The 16,507-nt window shown below is 71.3% G+C and carries 13 protein-coding genes; 4 read left to right on the forward strand and 9 right to left on the reverse strand.

The features are described from left to right. The first annotated feature begins 215 nt into the window (after positions 1 to 215). From Q5762_RS28190 to Q5762_RS28200, 3 genes are all read left to right on the forward strand, one after another. Positions 216 to 1,193 (forward strand): fatty acid desaturase, encoded by a 978-nt coding sequence (locus Q5762_RS28190; RefSeq protein WP_315895064.1) that lies wholly within the window; start codon positions 216 to 218, stop codon positions 1,191 to 1,193. Continuing rightward, the gene (locus tag Q5762_RS28195) at positions 1,190 to 1,885 is read left to right on the forward strand and encodes a TetR/AcrR family transcriptional regulator (protein WP_315895065.1); all 696 of its coding nucleotides are present in this window, start codon (positions 1,190 to 1,192) and stop codon (positions 1,883 to 1,885) included. Before Q5762_RS28190 ends, Q5762_RS28195 begins: the two co-directional genes overlap by 4 nt. Before the next feature lie 321 nt (positions 1,886 to 2,206). Further along, a complete protein-coding gene (locus Q5762_RS28200) occupies positions 2,207 to 3,844 on the forward strand; it encodes a VCBS repeat-containing protein (protein WP_315895066.1) in 1,638 nt (545 codons plus the stop codon). A gap of 160 nt (positions 3,845 to 4,004) precedes the next feature. On the opposite strand, the gene Q5762_RS28205 is transcribed toward Q5762_RS28200, so the two are convergent. Further along, positions 4,005 to 4,847, reverse strand: a complete 843-nt coding sequence (locus Q5762_RS28205) for a trans-aconitate 2-methyltransferase (RefSeq protein WP_315895067.1) — start codon at positions 4,845 to 4,847, stop codon at positions 4,005 to 4,007. Between the two features lie 131 nt (positions 4,848 to 4,978). On the opposite strand from Q5762_RS28205, the gene Q5762_RS28210 reads away from it, so the two are divergent. Next, on the forward strand, positions 4,979 to 5,476 hold the full coding sequence (locus tag Q5762_RS28210) for a MarR family transcriptional regulator (protein WP_315895068.1): 498 nt from the start codon (positions 4,979 to 4,981) through the stop codon (positions 5,474 to 5,476). On the opposite strand, the gene Q5762_RS28215 is transcribed toward Q5762_RS28210, so the two are convergent. From Q5762_RS28215 to Q5762_RS28250, 8 genes are all read right to left on the reverse strand, one after another. Then, a complete protein-coding gene (locus Q5762_RS28215; protein WP_315895069.1) occupies positions 5,435 to 6,208 on the reverse strand; it encodes a response regulator transcription factor in 774 nt (257 codons plus the stop codon). The genes Q5762_RS28210 and Q5762_RS28215 overlap by 42 nt on opposite strands. A 341-nt stretch (positions 6,209 to 6,549) precedes the next feature. Next, entirely contained in the window at positions 6,550 to 7,701 is a 1,152-nt protein-coding gene (galK, locus tag Q5762_RS28220; protein WP_315895070.1) for a galactokinase, read from the reverse strand. Continuing rightward, a complete protein-coding gene (gene galE / locus Q5762_RS28225) occupies positions 7,698 to 8,663 on the reverse strand; it encodes a UDP-glucose 4-epimerase GalE (RefSeq protein WP_315895071.1) in 966 nt (321 codons plus the stop codon). Before galE ends, galK begins: the two co-directional genes overlap by 4 nt. Next, positions 8,660 to 9,703, reverse strand: coding sequence for a galactose-1-phosphate uridylyltransferase (gene galT / locus Q5762_RS28230; protein ID WP_315895072.1), 1,044 nt, complete (start codon positions 9,701 to 9,703; stop codon positions 8,660 to 8,662). Before galT ends, galE begins: the two co-directional genes overlap by 4 nt. Before the next feature lie 138 nt (positions 9,704 to 9,841). After that, positions 9,842 to 10,531, reverse strand: coding sequence for a LuxR C-terminal-related transcriptional regulator (locus tag Q5762_RS28235; protein WP_315895073.1), 690 nt, complete (start codon positions 10,529 to 10,531; stop codon positions 9,842 to 9,844). A gap of 185 nt (positions 10,532 to 10,716) precedes the next feature. Continuing rightward, positions 10,717 to 12,534: a PQQ-binding-like beta-propeller repeat protein gene (locus Q5762_RS28240; protein ID WP_315895074.1), complete on the reverse strand. Its 1,818-nt coding sequence runs from the start codon at positions 12,532 to 12,534 to the stop codon at positions 10,717 to 10,719. A 156-nt stretch (positions 12,535 to 12,690) separates the two neighbouring features. Continuing rightward, positions 12,691 to 14,481, reverse strand: coding sequence for a PQQ-binding-like beta-propeller repeat protein (locus Q5762_RS28245; protein ID WP_315895075.1), 1,791 nt, complete (start codon positions 14,479 to 14,481; stop codon positions 12,691 to 12,693). 135 nt (positions 14,482 to 14,616) lie between these two features. Further along, complete coding sequence (locus Q5762_RS28250) at positions 14,617 to 16,425, reverse strand: ABC-F family ATP-binding cassette domain-containing protein (RefSeq protein WP_315895076.1); 1,809 nt, start codon at positions 16,423 to 16,425, stop codon at positions 14,617 to 14,619. Positions 16,426 to 16,507: the final 82 nt, after the last annotated feature.

Consider the following 16,507-nt stretch of genomic DNA (forward strand, 5'->3'; position numbering starts at 1 on the left):
CCTTGCAGTGTTCGGGCACATCTGGAGGGGTACTGGAGGCTTGCGGACCGCGCTGTCCGACGCACACAGGATAGGTGTCCATCCCTTGGACACCTCGCAGCCCCTCGTGTGCCCTCTTGCCGCGCGGCCCGGCGCTGCCATACTTACGTCGCCGTAGGTTACGGTCCCGTAGCCACGGCTCCTTCACCCTCACCCTCACCCCCCAGGGGACACCCATGACCTCCAGCCCCGAGGTGCTCGAACCCACCGACCCGGACCTCTCCGATCTGCCCCCCGCCACGCTCGGCGGGGACAGCAAACGATCGATCGAGCAGATCGCGCTGCTGCTGTTCATCACGGTGCCCTTCCTGGCGCTCCTGGCGGCCGTGCCGCTGGTCTGGGGCTGGGGGGTGAGCTGGCTCGACCTGGCGCTGCTCGTGGTCATGTACTACGTCGGCTGCCACGGCATCACGATCGGGTTCCACCGGTACTTCACGCACGGCTCGTTCAAGGCGAAGCGGCCGCTGCGGATCGCCCTGGCGATCATGGGGTCGCTCGCGGTGGAGGGCCCGTTGGTGCGGTGGGTGGCGGACCACCGCAAGCACCACAAGTTCTCCGACGCGGAGGGCGACCCGCACTCGCCGTGGCGGTTCGGCGAGACGGTGCCGGCGCTGATGAAGGGCCTGTGGTGGGCGCACATCGGCTGGATGTTCGACGAGGAGCGCACGCCGCAGGCCAAGTACGCGCCGGATCTGATCAAGGACCCGGCGATCCGCCGGATCTCCCGCGACTTCATCTACTGGACGATGCTGTCGCTCGCGATCCCGCCGCTGGTCGGCGGTCTGGTGACGATGTCGTGGTGGGGCGCTTTCACGGCGTTCTTCTGGGGCTCGCTGGTCCGGGTCGCGCTGCTGCACCACGTGACGTGGTCGATCAACTCGATCTGTCACGCGGTCGGCAAGCGGCCGTTCAAGTCCCGGGACCGTTCGGGCAACGTGTGGTGGCTGGCGGTGCTGTCGTGCGGCGAGTCCTGGCACAACCTGCACCACGCGGACCCGACGTCGGCGCGGCACGGGGTGCTGCGCGGCCAGGTCGACTCCAGCGCCCGGCTGATCCGCTGGTTCGAGATGCTCGGCTGGGCGTACGACGTGCGCTGGCCGAACGCCGCCCGGATCGAAGCCCGGCGCCGGGGCGAGCCCGTCGACGCGGCATGATGGAGAACGTGGCGATCGACGGCAGTACCAGCGGTACCGGGGGTACCGGAAGCAGCGAGAACAAGCCCCGGCGCGGCCGCCGGGTGCGGATGACGGGCGCGGAGCGCCGGGAGCAGCTGCTGGACATCGGCCGGACGCTCTTCGCCGAGAAGGGCTTCGAGGGCACGTCGGTGGAGGAGATCGCGGCGAAGGCCGGGGTCTCGAAGCCGGTGGTGTACGAACACTTCGGCGGCAAGGAGGGGCTGTACGCGGTCGTGGTCGACCGGGAGATGCGGCAGCTCCTGGAGATGGTGAACGGGGCCCTGACGGCCGGGCATCCGCGGGAGCTCCTGGAGCAGGCGGCGTTCGCGCTGCTCGACTACATCGAGCGGTACACGGACGGTTTCCGGATCCTGGTCCGGGACTCGCCGGTGGCGCAGTCGACGGGCACCTTCGCGTCGCTGATCAGCGATATCGCGACGCAGGTGGAGGACATCCTGGGCCTGGAGTTCAAGGCGCGGGGCTTCGACCCGAAGCTGGCGCCGCTGTACGCGCAGGCGCTGGTGGGGAGCGTGGCGCTGACGGGTCAGTGGTGGCTGGACGTCCGTAAGCCGAAGAAGGCGGAGGTCGCGGCGCATCTGGTGAACCTGGCGTGGCACGGCCTGGACGGCCTGGAGCAGAAGCCACGGCTGATAGGGCACCGCAAGAACTGACGGGCCTACCGCCGGAACGCCCGAATTCCCAGAACGCCCGGACCGCCGGGGCGCCGCGAGTGCCGCGCCCCGGCAGTCCGGGCGTTCCGTGGTTGCCGGGCATATCCGTTGATCCCGTGTCGTCGAACAGAGGTATGCTCCCCTCCACATCCGGGGGGAGTGTTCGCCCTGCGTACGCGCTTTCTACCGTACGGAGGCGCCGCGGACCCCTGCGCCCGGCCCGTTGTTCTCTGATCCCTGGGGGGGATCTTTTTGCGTTCTGTGCACTCCACGCGCGCGCGCCGCATCGCGGCCTGCACCGCTCTCGTACTCTCCGCGGGCATGTTGCTCGCGACCCCGGCCTCGGCCGACGAGCCGCCGGCGCCGCTTCCGGCCGTCAAGAAGCCGGCGCCCGCCTTCACCCCGCCGACGCTGACGCGGCCGACGACGGACGGCGCCCGCGCGGGTGCCGCGGCGGCCGAGGTCGGCGCGTCCCCGCAGCTCTCGGACTTCGACGGCGACGGCAACGGCGACCTGATCTACCGCACCTGGGGCGGCGAGTTCTACACCACCGCGGGCACGGAGCCGTTCTCCGTCTACCGCTCGGAGCCCGCGAAGGACATCATCCCGATCGGCAACCAGGACGCTGAGGCCGGCGGCCCCGAGGTCCTGATGCTCTCGGAGCAGGGTGCGCTCACCCTGTACACGGACGCCACGCCCACCGGCGCGGGCGAGGCCTGGACGGGTCGCGGCTGGCAGATCTACAACAAGATCGTCGCGCCGGGCGACGTGAACGACGACGGCCGGGCCGACCTCGTCGCCCGTGACCACAGCGGCAACCTGTACCTGTACTTCGCCACCGGCGACCGCAGCGCGCCGTTCGCCGCGCGGATGCCTCTCGGCGGCGGCTGGAACATGTTCGACCAGCTCCTCGGTATCGGAGACAACAACGGCGACGGCTGGGCCGACCTGATCGCCCGCGACACCGCCGGCAACCTCTGGTTCTACGCCGGCCAGGGCGACAAGACCGGGCCGTTCGCCGCGAAGGTGAAGATCGGCACCGGCTGGAACATCTACAACCAGATCCTGTCCGTCGGCGACGACAACGGCGACGGGAACGGCGAGCTGATCGCCCGCGACACGGCCGGCACGCTCTGGTACTACACCGGCAGGGGTGACGGCACCCTGAGCGCCCGTCAGCAGATCAGCGACGCGGGCGGCTGGGCCGGAGTCCCGCAGTTCGGCGGGGCGGGCAACATCCCGGTCACCGGCAACAAGGAAGGCGTCCAGGCGCGGAACTCGGCCGGCACACTGTTCTGGTACGGCAGCCGGACCACGGGCCTGCTCGGCGCACGCAACCAGTCCAGCGACGAGGGTGTCTTCGCGGGCATCAACTTCACACACCTGTCCTCCCTGGACCCGGACGGCGCGTCCGACGTCGCGGTGGTCTACCAGGGCGGCCTCTACATCGGGGACGCCTACCTCGGCGGCGGCTGGGGCGTGTACAACACGCTCGTCGGCCCCGGCGACCTGAGCGGCGACGGCAAGGGCGACCTGCTGGCCCGGGACGGCTCCGGCAACCTGTACCTGTACCGGGGCAACGGGTACGGCACCGGGTTCGCGTCCAAGGTGAAGGTCGGCGGCGGCTGGGGCTCGTACAACAAGATCCTCGGCGCCGGCGACTACACGGGCGACGGCCGCGCCGACGTCGTGGCCCGCACCTCGGGCGGCGACCTGTACCTGCACCCGGGCACGGGTGTCGCTGCGACGCCGTTCAAGGCGCGGGTGAAGATCGGCAGCGGCTGGAACACGTACCGCCAGCTGGTCGCGCCGGGCGACCTGAACGCCGACGGCAAGGGCGACCTGCTGGGCGTGGACTCGGCGGGCGACCTGTACCGCTACCTGAACACCTCCCCGAACAAGTTCACCGCGCGGACCAAGATCGGCTACGGCTTCAATATCTACAACGCGATGTCGTAACCGCACACGCGCGTGACGTACGCGCGCGTGACGTACACGTGAGGCGCCCCGCACCGGAGGACCGGTGCGGGGCGTCTTCGTGTGCGTGACGCAGTGCGTGGCGCGGTGCGTAACGCGGGGCGTGCCGCAGTGCGTAACGCGGGGCGTAACGCTGCCCCCGTCACGCCGGCTTCGTCGCCATCGCGAAGATGCGGCGGAACGGGAAGACCGTGCCGTGCGGGCCCGGCGGGTAGGCGGCGCGCAGCAGGTCGCGGTACTGGGTGAGGAAGGCGTCCGTCGCCGCCTGGTCGCCCTCCAGGGCGGTCAGGACGGGGCGCAGCGCGGTGCCCTTGACCCAGTCGAGGACCGGGTCCTCGCCGGTGAGGAGCTGGGAGTAGGTGGTCTCCCAGACCTCGGTCGCGCAGCCGAGTTCGGTGAGGCGCAGGAGGTAGTCGGAGGGTTCGAGGATGTGGACGAAACGGCGGCCCTCGCCGTCGAGCCGGTCGCGCCACTGGGGCATGTCGCAGAGTTCGCCGAGCAGGGCGTGGCTGGGCGCGGTGAAGTTGCCGGGGACCTGGAAGGCGAACGTGCCGCCGGGCTTGAGGGCGTCGACCCACGGACCGAAGGACTCGGGGTGGTTGGGGACCCACTGCAGGGCGGCGTTGGAGACGATCAGGTCGTAGGGCTCTTCGGGGGTCCAGTGGGCGGCGTCGGCGGGCCGGAAGTCGAGCCAGCCGCCGCCGGAGGTGGTGCCGGCCCAGTCCTTCTCGGCCCGTTCCAGCATGTCGGGAGAGAGATCGAAGCCGGTGATGTGGGCATCGGGCCAGCGGTCGGCGAGCAGGACGGTCACATTGCCGGGGCCGCAGCCGAGATCCGCGATCCGGGCGGGAGTGCCCGCGGAGGGAAGAAGCGGTATTCGGGAGAGCAGGTCGAGAAACGGACGTGTGCGGTGGCCGGAATGCCGCAGGTACTGCTGGGGATCCCAGGTAGGTGCTGTGGACGCTGAGGATGGTGCGGAATACATGTTCGAGCCCCCTTGCTGGAACGAGCTGCCGAAGCGGAACTAAGTCCCGGCCCGGTCCTTCCCCATAGTCCATCCGAATATATCTTGACGTCAAGAGACTTTATGTCAACAGACCCTCTACACTGATCGTCATGGAGGACGAGGTCGACCGGTTGGTCGCTGCATGGCGCCGCGAGCGCCCGGACCTCGACGTGGAACCGCTCGAGGTGCTGAGCCGCGTCTCACGGCTCGCCCGCCACCTCGACCGCGCCCGTCGGCTCGCCTTCGCCGAGCACCAGCTGGAGCCCTGGGAGTTCGACGTCCTCACGTCGCTGCGCCGCGCCGGCGCCCCGTACCAGCTCTCCCCCGGCCAGCTCCTCACCCAGACGCTGGTCACCTCGGGCACCATGACCAACCGGATCGACCGGCTCACCAAGAAGGGCCTGGTCGAGCGGCTGCCCGACCCCAGCGACCGGCGCGGGGTGCTGGTCCGGCTGACCCCCGAGGGCCGCGACCGGGCCGACCAGGCGCTCGCCGGACTGCTCGCCCAGGAGCGGGCCATCCTGGCCCAGCTCTCCCGCACCGATCGCGGCGAACTGGCGGCGCTGCTACGCCAGCTGACCGCCCCGTTCGACAACATCCCCGGCTAGGTCGGCGGGTCCGACCCCGGCCCTGCGCGCCAGCGCGACCGCGGCGAGCGTGGAGTGCACGCCCAGCTTCCCCAGCACGTTCTGCATGTGCGTACGGACGGTGTGCGGGGAGAGGAACAGCCGCTCGGCGACCGCCTTGCGGCCCAGGCCCGCCACCATGCAGCGCAGCACCTCGCGCTCGCGCGGGGTCAGCGACTCCACCAGCTGCTCGCTCTCGGTGCGGTGCTTGCGGGCCGCCGTCAACTCCCGCAGGACACCAGTGAGCAGCGCGGGCGGCAGATGCGTCTCGTCGCGCAGGACGCCCCGGATCACCGCCAGGAGCCGTTGCAGCGAGCAGTCCTTGGCCACCCAGCCCGAGGCCCCGGCCTGCAGCGCGAGCGCGGCCCGGTGCGGGTCGTCCTTCTCGCCGAGGACGACCGTACGGACGGCGGGCTGCGCCGAACGGACACCGGCGACCAGGGAGATGCCGTCGACGACGGGCTCCCCGTGGTCCGTGACGGCCTGGGCGACCGTGAGCCCGCCGGGCGAGCCGGCGACCGTGCCCAGGTCGGCGTCGACCAGCATCACGTCGTACCGCCGCGCCTCGGCGACGGACCGGTCCAGGCAGCGCAGCGCGGCCGGGCCGCTGCCCGCGGCGGAGACGTCGACGTCGGGCTCCGCCGCGAGGGCGGCGGCCAGCGACTCGGCGAAGATGCGGTGATCGTCCACCACGAGGACCCGGATACGAGCCACGGACACCCCCAAGTGTCGAGGAACGGGAACCGGCGCGGGTACGGCGCCGGGGACGAGGGGTCCGTCGATGGCACGGCCGCCGCCGTGCAGTGACTGCTACCCCGTCCCGGGCGCCGTACCCGACTGGCCTCGCCCCCTGATGCGCGCCGGCCCCCACCGGCGCTGTGCATCAGAGTACGGGTGGGGCGCCGTCGGGGAAGGCGATTGGGAGAACTGACCGAACACGGTGGGTACTGCCGTGTCACCCGCACACGGACGGGACAGAAGTCGACAACTCCGAAGGCAGTCACGCAGGCGTGCACCAGGCGGGGCTCCTGCGGACTCGTCTGCGGATTCGGTGCTCACTCCCGGCGGGCGCCCGCCGACGGCACGGCCGGGAAGATCCCCGGCGCCGCGAACCCGGCCTTGGCGAAGGCCTCTTCGACCGCCGTGACCACGGCGTCCACCCGCTCCTCGGCCACGAGGACGACCGCAGAGCCGCCGAATCCGCCGCCCGTCATCCGCGCGCCCAGCGCGCCGGCCGCGTTCGCCGTCTCGACCACGAGGTCCAACTCGGGGCAGGAGACCCGCAGATCGTCCCGGAGCGAGGCGTGCCCCTCGGTGAGGAGCGGGCCGACGGCCGTCGGGTCCCCGGAGTCGAGGAGGGCGATCGTCCGCTCGACCCGGTAGTTGTCGGAGACGACGTGCCGGACGTAGCGACGAACCGATTCCTCGCTCAAACGCGCGAGGGCATCGGGCAGTTGCACGTACGGGACTTCACGCAGCGCGCGCACGCCGAGCGCCCGCGCACCGGCCTCGCACCCGGCGCGCCGCTCCGCGTACGCGCCGTCCCCGAGCGCGTGCTTCACCCTGGTGTCCACGACGAGGAGCCGCAGCCCGCGCGCCGCCAGGTCGAAGGGCACCTGGCGGTACGAGAGGTCACGGGTGTCCAGGAAGAGCGCGTGGCCCTCGACCGCGCACGCGGACGCCATCTGGTCCATCACCCCGCACGGGACGCCGACGAAGGCGTTCTCCGCGCGCTGGGCCAGGACGGCGAGTCCGGGCCGGGAGAGCCCGAGCCCGAACAGGTCGTTCAGGGCGAGCGCGGTGACGACCTCAAGGGCGGCGGAGGACGACAGGCCCGCGCCGGTCGGCACGGTGGAGGCGAGGTGGATGTCCGCCCCGGTGACCGCGTGCCCGGCCTCCCGCAGGGCCCAGACGACGCCGGCGGGGTACGCGGCCCAGCCGGTGCCGTCCGGGAGTGGGGCGAGGGGTTCGAGGGTGGCCACGTCGAGCCATACGACGCCGCCCTCGACGTCGGCGGAGTGCACCCGCAGCAGCCCGTCGTCGCGCCGCGAGACGGCGGCGACCGCCGTGTGCGGCAGGGCAAGCGGCAGCACGAAGCCGTCGTTGAAGTCGGTGTACTCGCCGATCAGGTTGACCCGCCCCGGGGCGGCCCAGACACCCTCCGGCGCCGCCCCGTACAGCCGCTCGAACTCCGCCGCCACGCTCATCCGCGTCCCTGCTCCCGCTCTCTCGCGAACGCCCAGGCGTCCCGCACGATGTCCGCCAGCTCCGGGCGGGACGGATTCCAGCCGAGCCGCTCCCGCGCGGCCTCGGCCGAGGCGACGAGCACCGCCGGGTCGCCGGGCCGGCGGGCGGCCATGACCTCGGGAACCGGGTGCCCGGTCACCTTGCGCACGGTCTCGACGACCTCGCGCACGGAGAAGCCGTTGCCGTTGCCGAGGTTGCAGATCAGGTGCTCGCCCGCGGTCATGGCGTCCAGGGCGAGGAGGTGCGCCTCGGCGAGGTCGGCGACGTGGATGTAGTCGCGCACGCAGGTGCCGTCGGGGGTCGGGTAGTCGTCGCCGTACACGCTGATCGCCTCGCGCCGGCCCAGGGCGACATCGAGCACCAGCGGGATGAGGTGCGACTCGGGGTCGTGCCGCTCGCCGCAACCGCCGTACGCGCCCGCCACGTTGAAGTACCGCAGCGAGACCGCGGCGAGGCCGTGGGCGGCGCACTCGCCGCCGATCATGTGGTCGACGGCCAGCTTGGACGCCCCGTAGGGGCTGGTCGGCGCGGTCGGCGCGGACTCGGTGATCGGGACCGACTCGGGCTCGCCGTAGGTGGCGGCGGTGGAGGAGAAGACGAGCTTGCGGACGCCCGCGGCTCGCATCGCGGCGAGCAGCGCCATCGTGCCGCCGACGTTGTTCTCCCAGTACTTCTCGGGCTTGGCGACCGACTCGCCGACCTGGGAGAAGGCGGCGAAGTGCAGGACTCCGTCGTACGTGGCGTCGAGCCACTTCGCGGCGTCCTGGATCCGGCCCTCGATGAACTCGACGCCGGCCGGGACGCCTTCGGCGAAGCCGGTGGACAGGTCGTCGAGGACGGTGACCTCGTGCCCCGCCTCGACCAGATGCCGGGCGACCGTGCTGCCCACATAGCCGGCGCCACCTGTCACCAGGTACTTCATGTCGTTGCCACCTCTCGGAGTCGTTGGGCCGCGGCCTCCGGCGGTACGTCGTTCATGAACGCGCCCATGCCGGACTCGGTGCCCGCGAGGTACTTCAGTCTGCCGGGTGCCCGCCGGACGGTGAAAAGCTCCAGGTGCAGCCCGAACTCGACACGGTCCGCGCCGCTGAACGGCGCCTGGTGCCAGGCGGCGATGTACGGCGTGGGCGGCTCGCCGGGTCCGAAGACCCGGTCGAAGCGCCTCAAGAGTTCCAGATAGGTCTGCGGGAAGGCTGTGCGGGTCGGCTCGTCGAGTTCCCGCAGGTCGGGCACCCGACGGGTGGGGTGCAGATGCACCTCGTACGGCCAGTGCGCGGCATACGGGACGAAGGCGATCCAGTGCTCGTTCTCCAGGACCACGCGGACCCGGTCGGCGCGCTCACGGGCGACGACGTCGTCGAAGAGATTGCGCCCGGTGGCGGCCCGGTGCTCGGCGGCCCGGGTGCGCATCAGGGCCGTCCGGGGGGTGACGTACGGGAACGCGTAGACCTGGCCGTGCGGGTGGGCGAGGGTGACGCCGATCTCGGCGCCGCGGTTCTCGAAGCAGTAGACCTGCTCGACGCCGGGCCGCTCGGCGAGTTCGGCGGTCCGGTCGGTCCAGGCGTCGAGGACGAGCGCGGCCCGCTCGGGGCTGAGGTCGGCGAAGGAGGCGTCGTGGTCGGAGGTGAAGCAGACGACCTCGCAGCGGCCGGTCTCCCCGGAGAGGGAGGGAAAACGGTTCTCGAAGACGGCGACCTCGTACTCCGCGGCCGGGATCTCGCTGGGCCGCCCGTCACGGGACGGACAGAGCGGGCAGGCGTCGGCGGGCGGGTGGTAGGTCCGCTGCTGACGGTGCGAGGCGACGGCGACGGAGTCGCCGAGCAGGGCGTCGTAGCGGATCTCGGAGGCGGAGGAGACGGGGTCGAGCGGCCGGGTGTCGACGGCGTCCCGGACCGCGTCGTCCCGTGCGTCGTAGTAGATGAGCTCGCGGCCGTCGGCGAGGGTGGTGACGGTCTTCTTCACGGCGGCATCCTCAACGGGGAACCAAACAGAACCACGCACAAGGAACCACAATCCAACAACAGGAGTCAACGCCGGTTGTGGGCAATCGTTCCGCAGGGCGGAACCGGTGGGCACAACCCCCGGAGACCGGCGCCGCTTCTAGGGCCGTTCCCCCCGGGCCCCGGGCACATGAGCCCGATCCAGAAGGCCGGTGCGCGCAGCGAGCGCAGCCGCTTCGAGACGCGACCCCACCCCCAGCTTCATCAGCACCCGCTGCACATGCGTCCGCGCCGTACTGGGCGCGATCCCCATCCCCGCCGCGATCAGCCGCGTGTCCTCGCCCTCCGCGACCCGGACAAGGACCTCCACCTCGCGCGGTGTCAGCATCCGCAGCAGCCGCTGCCCCTCGTCGTCGGGCTGCGCCGCCGGGTTGAGCAGCTCCGTGAAGGCGCCCTGGAGGAGCTGCGGGGCCACCGCCGACTCCCCCGCCCGCGCCTTGATCAGCGCCCGCTCCACGCCCTCGATGCGCTCGTCGTGCCGTACGTACCCCGAGGCGCCGGCCGCGAAGGCCGCCGCGATCCCGCGCGGCGACGGCACCGGGCCGAGCACGACGACGGCCACCTGCGGCCGCTCGCGCTTGATCCGTACGATCGGGTCGAAGGCCCCCGGCTCGGCCGGCGCGGCCGTGCCGAGCAGGCACACCTCGGGCGCCCGGCTCACCACCAGCTCCGCCGCGCCCGCCACCGGGGCGGCCGCCGCGAGCACCCGGTGCCCACGTAGTTTCAGTGCCGAGGCGAGCGCCTCGGCGAGCAGTCTGTGGTCGTCGACCACCATGAGCCGCACGCCCATCGAGCTACCCCTCTTGGTTCCCCCCTGAGGCCGTCCCCCGGCCCCAGCCACTCCGATGACCCGGCAAACTACACGCTCGTCCCCCCGGACTCCGAATACTTCGCCCGTCGGGGCCCCATGCAAACGGCCCGGCGCGTCGAGGGATTCGACGCGCCGGGCCGCGCGGGGGCAGGGGGAGCCGTGGGTCAGCTGGTGCCGAACCCCAGTGCCAGGTACTCCTTGAGCGTCGTCGACGACGAGCTCGGCTTGCTGACCATCACGTCCGAGATGTACATCCGGCCGTTGACGTAGAGGATCTCGGCGTAGTCCTGGGAGAAGCTGTCCTCCGCGTCCCGTACCGACTTGTCCGACGGGTTCTCCAGCAGCGTGGTCGGTTTCATCGTGCCACCGTCGATGGAGACGATCTGCCCGCCCTTGTCGTACGGCGGGACCTTGTACGCGAGGATGTTGCCGCCGTCCATGCGCAGCGGGATCAGCGTCCACCGGTCGCCCGCGTCCGCCTTCTCGACGGCCTGCTTCCCGGTGGTCAGGTCGAACGCGAGGATCTCGTTGGTCTCGTCGCCGTACTCGCCGGTGCTGCCCTCGCGCTCCTCGGTCGGCAGGTAGAGCCGGCCGTTGCCGACGACGACCTTGTTGCACGCCTCGACCTCGGTGGACCGGCACTTGGCCGCGAACCGGTCCGCGTCCGCCGCGATCTTGACCTTCAGCTTGCCGGTCTTCTCGTCGATCGAGAAGAAGTCCGAGATGCCGCTGCCGTCACCGGCGGTGTCGCCGACGTCGGCCGCGACCACGAGCGGCTTGGTGGAGACGATCGCCGCGTACTCGACGCCCGTGGGCATCTTGTACTCGGAGATCGGCGCGCCGGTCGTCGGGTTCAGGTTCTGGATGATGACGTACTGGCTGCCGTACGAACCGCACTTGCGGGCGGCGACCAGGCCCTCGCCGCCGCCGTAGCCCATGTCGTAGCAGCTGTTCGTGTTGGCCTTGGGCTTCCAGCGCACGTTGCCGTTGGCCAGGTCGAAGGCGGCGCCGCCGTCCGTGCCGCCGGCCGCGACGGTCGTACCGCTGAGGGTGACCTCGGAGAACTTGGCCTTGTCGTCACCCGCGTTGCCGCCGGTGACGGAGGCGGACCACACCAGCTTGCCCGCGGTCAGGTCGACGACGCCGACCTCGGTGCACGGCTGGTAGAACTTCGGCGCGACCCGCTTGGTCGCCTCGAAGAGGATGGCGGTCTTGTTGTCGGCGGTGACGTGCTTCGTGGTGCCGCAGACCTGGCCGGGCAGGGCCACGGTCCAGAGCGGGGTGCCCTTGTCGAGGTCGTGGCCGACGATCGAGTTGACGTCCGTCTTCACGTACGCCTTCTCGGTGACCCAGGACCCGGAGACGTCCGTGGTGTCCTCGACCTTGGGCTGCGGCAGCTGGAACTTGAGCGAGGACTTGGTGTTGGCGGGCACCTTCTCCTTGCCGTTCCCGCCGAGGCCGTTGCCGCCGCCCTTGTTCTGGCCGCCGGTCGTACCCTCGGAGGTACCGCCCGCGGTGTTGTTCTCCTCGCCGCCGCCGGAGTTGGCGTACCAGATGCCGCCGCCGACGATCAGGACGACGGCGACCACGGCGGCGATGATGATCTGCATCTGCGAAGACAGCTTCTTGCCGCCGCCGGGGCCCCCGGGAGCCGCCACCGTGGCCTGCTGCGGGTAGCCGTAGTGCTGCGGCTGGGTCGGGTACCCGTACGGCTGCTGCTGCGGCGGCTGTTGGGGGTACCCGTACTGCGGCTGCCCCTGCGGCTGCTGGGGGTACCCGTACTGCGGCTGCGCCGGCGGGGCCGTCGGCGGCTGCGCGGGCGGCTGCTGGGGGTAGCCGTACGGGGGCTGGTTCGGCGGCGGGGTGGGCGCGCCGAAGCCGCCGGGCGGAGGGTCCTGCGGGGCGCCGAAGCCGCCCTGCGGCGGCTGGTTCGGCGGCGGGCCCGGGGGCTGGTTCGGCGGGGGCGGGGGCGGCTGCGTCATCGTGTGGATACCTCGGAAGTCATTCGGGCGTCGGTCGTGCCGACGGCGAGGAGCGCCGCCACGACCGCCGTCTGCACGGCGGTCGTGGGGCGCTCACCCGGCTGCTGCGGTGGGTTCATCGGTGGCGGAGGTCGCGGGGGTGGCGGAGGACGGGTGTCACTTGCTGAAGGACATCATCGTCTTGGTCTCCTTCTCCTCCGCGTCGTTCTGGGCGCTGACGCGGCCCGCCGCGACGACGAAGTGGCCGCCGGAGTAGACGTACGCGGGGCTGTAGTAGTCGTCCTCGATCTCGGCGGTCGACACCGGGTGCTGCTGCACGATCTTCGGCGAGCCGCCGGTCGGGGCGATGGTCGCGACGGCGCCGCCCATGTCGTACGTCGCCTTCATGTAGACCACGACCTCCGAACCCTCCATGCGCAGCGGGGTGATCGAGCGCTCGGCGGGGGCGGCGGCGCGCCACTTCTGCTTGCCGGTGTTGAGGTCGAAGGCGACGACGGCGTTGGCCTGGCGGTACTCGGAGTCCGTCGCCATGTAGAAGGTGTTGGCGTCGGCGGTCACGCCGTTGCAGCCCTGGAGGTTACGGCCGAAGACGACGAACGCGCCGCCGCCGCAGTCGGGCGCGTACTTGTCGGTGCCGCCCTGGATCTGCGAGCGGAGCTTGCCGTCGGCGGTGAGGGCGAAGACGGTCCACTTCTTCTCGTCGCGCTGCTGGGCGGAGATGACCAGCGGGTCCACCGAGTAGACCTTGTCGACCTCCCAGCTGGGCTTGAGCTTGAAGGTCCACTTCGGCTTGCCGGTCTTCGGGTCGACCTCGCTGACCTGCTCCTGCGGCTTGTTGACGTCGCCGGTGCGGCAGCTGGCGGCGGAGATCAGCTTGGTGCCGCCCGCGAAGGCGTACGGCTGGCAGCTGCCGGAGGCCGGCTTGGTGAAGAGCTGCTTGCCGTCGGAGAGCTGGAAGCCCCAGGAGTTGTTGGAGCCGGCCGCCGTCACCGTGGCGCCGCTGATGGCGAGGGTGATGTCGGAGAGCGAGTTGAAGCCGGTGCCCTTGTCGAGCGACTTCTTCCAGCCCGCCTTGCCCGTCTTCAGGTTGATCTGCTGCAGGACGTTGCAGTCGGCGCGGTCGCCCGCCTTGTCGTTGATGGCGATGACGATGGTGCCGTCGGCGGCGGGCTCGGGGGCGGCGGCGCAGACCTCGAAGGGCAGGTCCAGGGTCCACTTGGAGGCGCCGTCGGTGAGGCCGAAGCCGCTGATGCCCTTGTACATCGCCTTGGCGACGACGTCGCCGCTGACCCACGGGCCGAAGACGTCGGCGCCGTTGCGGGGCAGGTCGACGTTGTTCTTGAGCAGCCAGTCGATCTTCGCCTCGCCGGCCTGGCGACCGGCGTTGAGGTCGTCATCGGCGTTGCGGCCGTCGCCGTCCCCGGTGCCGTCGCCCTGGTCGACGGACTCGGACGGCTTCGGGGTGCCGCTGGTCGCCGTCGGCTTGGCGATCGGCTTCTCCTCCTCGTCACCGCTGAGGGCGAACCAGGTGCCGCCGCCGATGACGAGCGCGGCGGCCACGGCCGCGCCGATGATGACGCCCGGCTTGCCCTTGAAGGGGTTGTTGCCGCCCGGCGCGGGCGCGGGGGGCTGCGTCGGGTAGCCGCCGCCGTACGGGTTCTGCTGTTGGCCGTACGGGCCGGGCTGCTGGCCGTACGGGCCGGGCTGCTGGGGATATCCGTAGCCCGGCTGCGGGGGCTGCTGCTGCGGGTAGCCGTAACCGGGCTGCGGGGCCCCCTGAGGAGCCTGCGGCGGGGCGGGCGGGGCCGGCGGGGCCTGAGGCGGCATCGGCGGAGCCTGCGGAGGCATCGGCGGCGGGCCCTGGGCCGGGTTCTGACCCGGGTTCTGGTTCGGGTCCGGGTTCGGTGCGCCGAAGCCCGGCGGCTGGTTGCTGGGCGGCTGGGTCATCAGCGCGTTCCCCCTTGGTGTGAGCGGGTTTTCTTTCTACCACTCAAGGGATGGCGCAAAAGCGACCGGTCCACCCCTTGTTCCCAAGGGAGGACCGGCCCGTGATGCCCCCGTTACCGCTTCTCTACGGCTTCTCTACGCGTCCTCGGCGAGCTCGAGCCAGCGCATCTCCAACTCGTCCCGCTCGCCGACCAGTTCCCGCAGCTCAGCGTCCAGCTTCGCCACCTTCTCGAAGTCCGTGGCGTTTTCGGCGATTTGAGCGTGCAGCTTGGTCTCGCGGTCGGAAAGCTTGGAGAGCTGCCGCTCGACCTTCTGCAGCTCCTTCTTCGCGGCCCGCGCGTCGGCCGCCGAAACGCCCGGCTTGGCCTGCGCGGTGGCGGCGGCCGGGGCGGCCGGGACCGACGCCTCGATCATCTTCTGCCGCCGCTCCAGGTACTCGTCGATGCCGCGCGGCAGCATCCGCAGGGTCTGGTCGCCGAGCAGCGCGAGGGTGCGGTCGGTGGTGCGCTCGATGAAGAACCGGTCGTGGGAGATGACGACCATGGAGCCCGGCCAGCCGTCGAGGAGGTCCTCCAGCTGGGTCAGGGTCTCGATGTCCAGGTCGTTGGTGGGCTCGTCGAGGAAGAGGACGTTCGGCTCGTCCATCAGCAGGCGCAGCAGCTGGAGGCGGCGGCGCTCGCCACCGGAGAGGTCGCCGACCGGCGTCCACTGCTTCTCCTTCGAGAAGCCGAACTGCTCGCACAGCTGGCCGGCGGTCATCTCCCGGCCCTTGCCGAGGTCGACCCGGTCACGGATCTGCTGGACGGCCTCCAGGACCCGCAGGGTGGCGGGGAGCTCCGTGACGTCCTGGGAGAGGTAGGCGAGCCGTACGGTCTTGCCGACGACGACCTTCCCGTCGGCGGGCTGCTGCTCGCCCTGGGTCACGGCCGCGTCGGCGAGCGCCCGCAGGAGGGAGGTCTTGCCCGCGCCGTTGACGCCGACCAGGCCGATCCGGTCGCCGGGGCCGAGCTGCCAGGTGAGGTGCTTGAGCAGCGTCTTGGGGCCCGCGGTGACGGTGACGTTCTCCAGGTCGAAGACCGTCTTGCCGAGCCGCGCGTTGGCGAACTTCATCAGCTCGGAGGTGTCGCGCGGCGGCGGCACGTCGGCGATCAGCTCGTTGGCGGCCTCGATGCGGTAGCGGGGCTTGGAGGTACGGGCGGGGGCGCCGCGCCGCAGCCAGGCCAGCTCCTTGCGCATCAGGTTCTGCCGCTTGGTCTCCTCGGTCGCCGCGATCCGCTCGCGCTCGGCGCGGGCGAAGACGTAGTCCGAGTAGCCGCCCTCGTACTCGTGGACGTCACCGCGCTGCACGTCCCACATGCGGGTGCAGACCTGGTCGAGGAACCAGCGGTCGTGGGTGACGCAGACGAGCGCGGAGCGGCGCTCCTGGAGGTGCTTGGCGAGCCAGGCGATGCCCTCGACGTCGAGGTGGTTGGTGGGCTCGTCGAGGACGAGCAGGTCCTGGTCCTCGATGAGGAGCTTGGCGAGCGCGATCCGCCGGCGCTCGCCACCGGAGAGCGGGCCGATGACGGTGTCGAGGCCCTGCTCGAAGCCGGGCAGGCCGAGCCCGCCGAAGAGCCCGGTGAGCACATCGCGGATCTTGGCGCTGCCGGCCCACTCGTGGTCGGCCATGACGCCGATGACCTCGTGCCGGATGGTGGCGGCCGGGTCGAGCGAGTCGTGCTGGGTGAGTACCCCGAGCCGCAGCCCGCCGCTGTGCGTGACGCGACCGGTGTCGGCGTCCTCCAGCTTGGCGAGCATGCGGATGAGGGTGGTCTTGCCGTCGCCGTTGCGGCCCACGACGCCGATCCGGTCGCCCTCGGAGACGCCGAGCGAGACACCGTCGAGCAGTGCACGTGTGCCGTACACCTTGCTGACAGCCTCGACATTGACCAGGTTGACGGCCACTTTGACTCCTGTACCGGGGGATGGATCGAGGTCCAAGGGTACGGGGGCCGGGCCGGTGGGGCGGCGGGCGGCGATCCCGGCC

The organism is Streptomyces sp. P9(2023) (genome assembly GCF_032436795.1).
Taxonomy (GTDB): domain Bacteria; phylum Actinomycetota; class Actinomycetes; order Streptomycetales; family Streptomycetaceae; genus Streptomyces.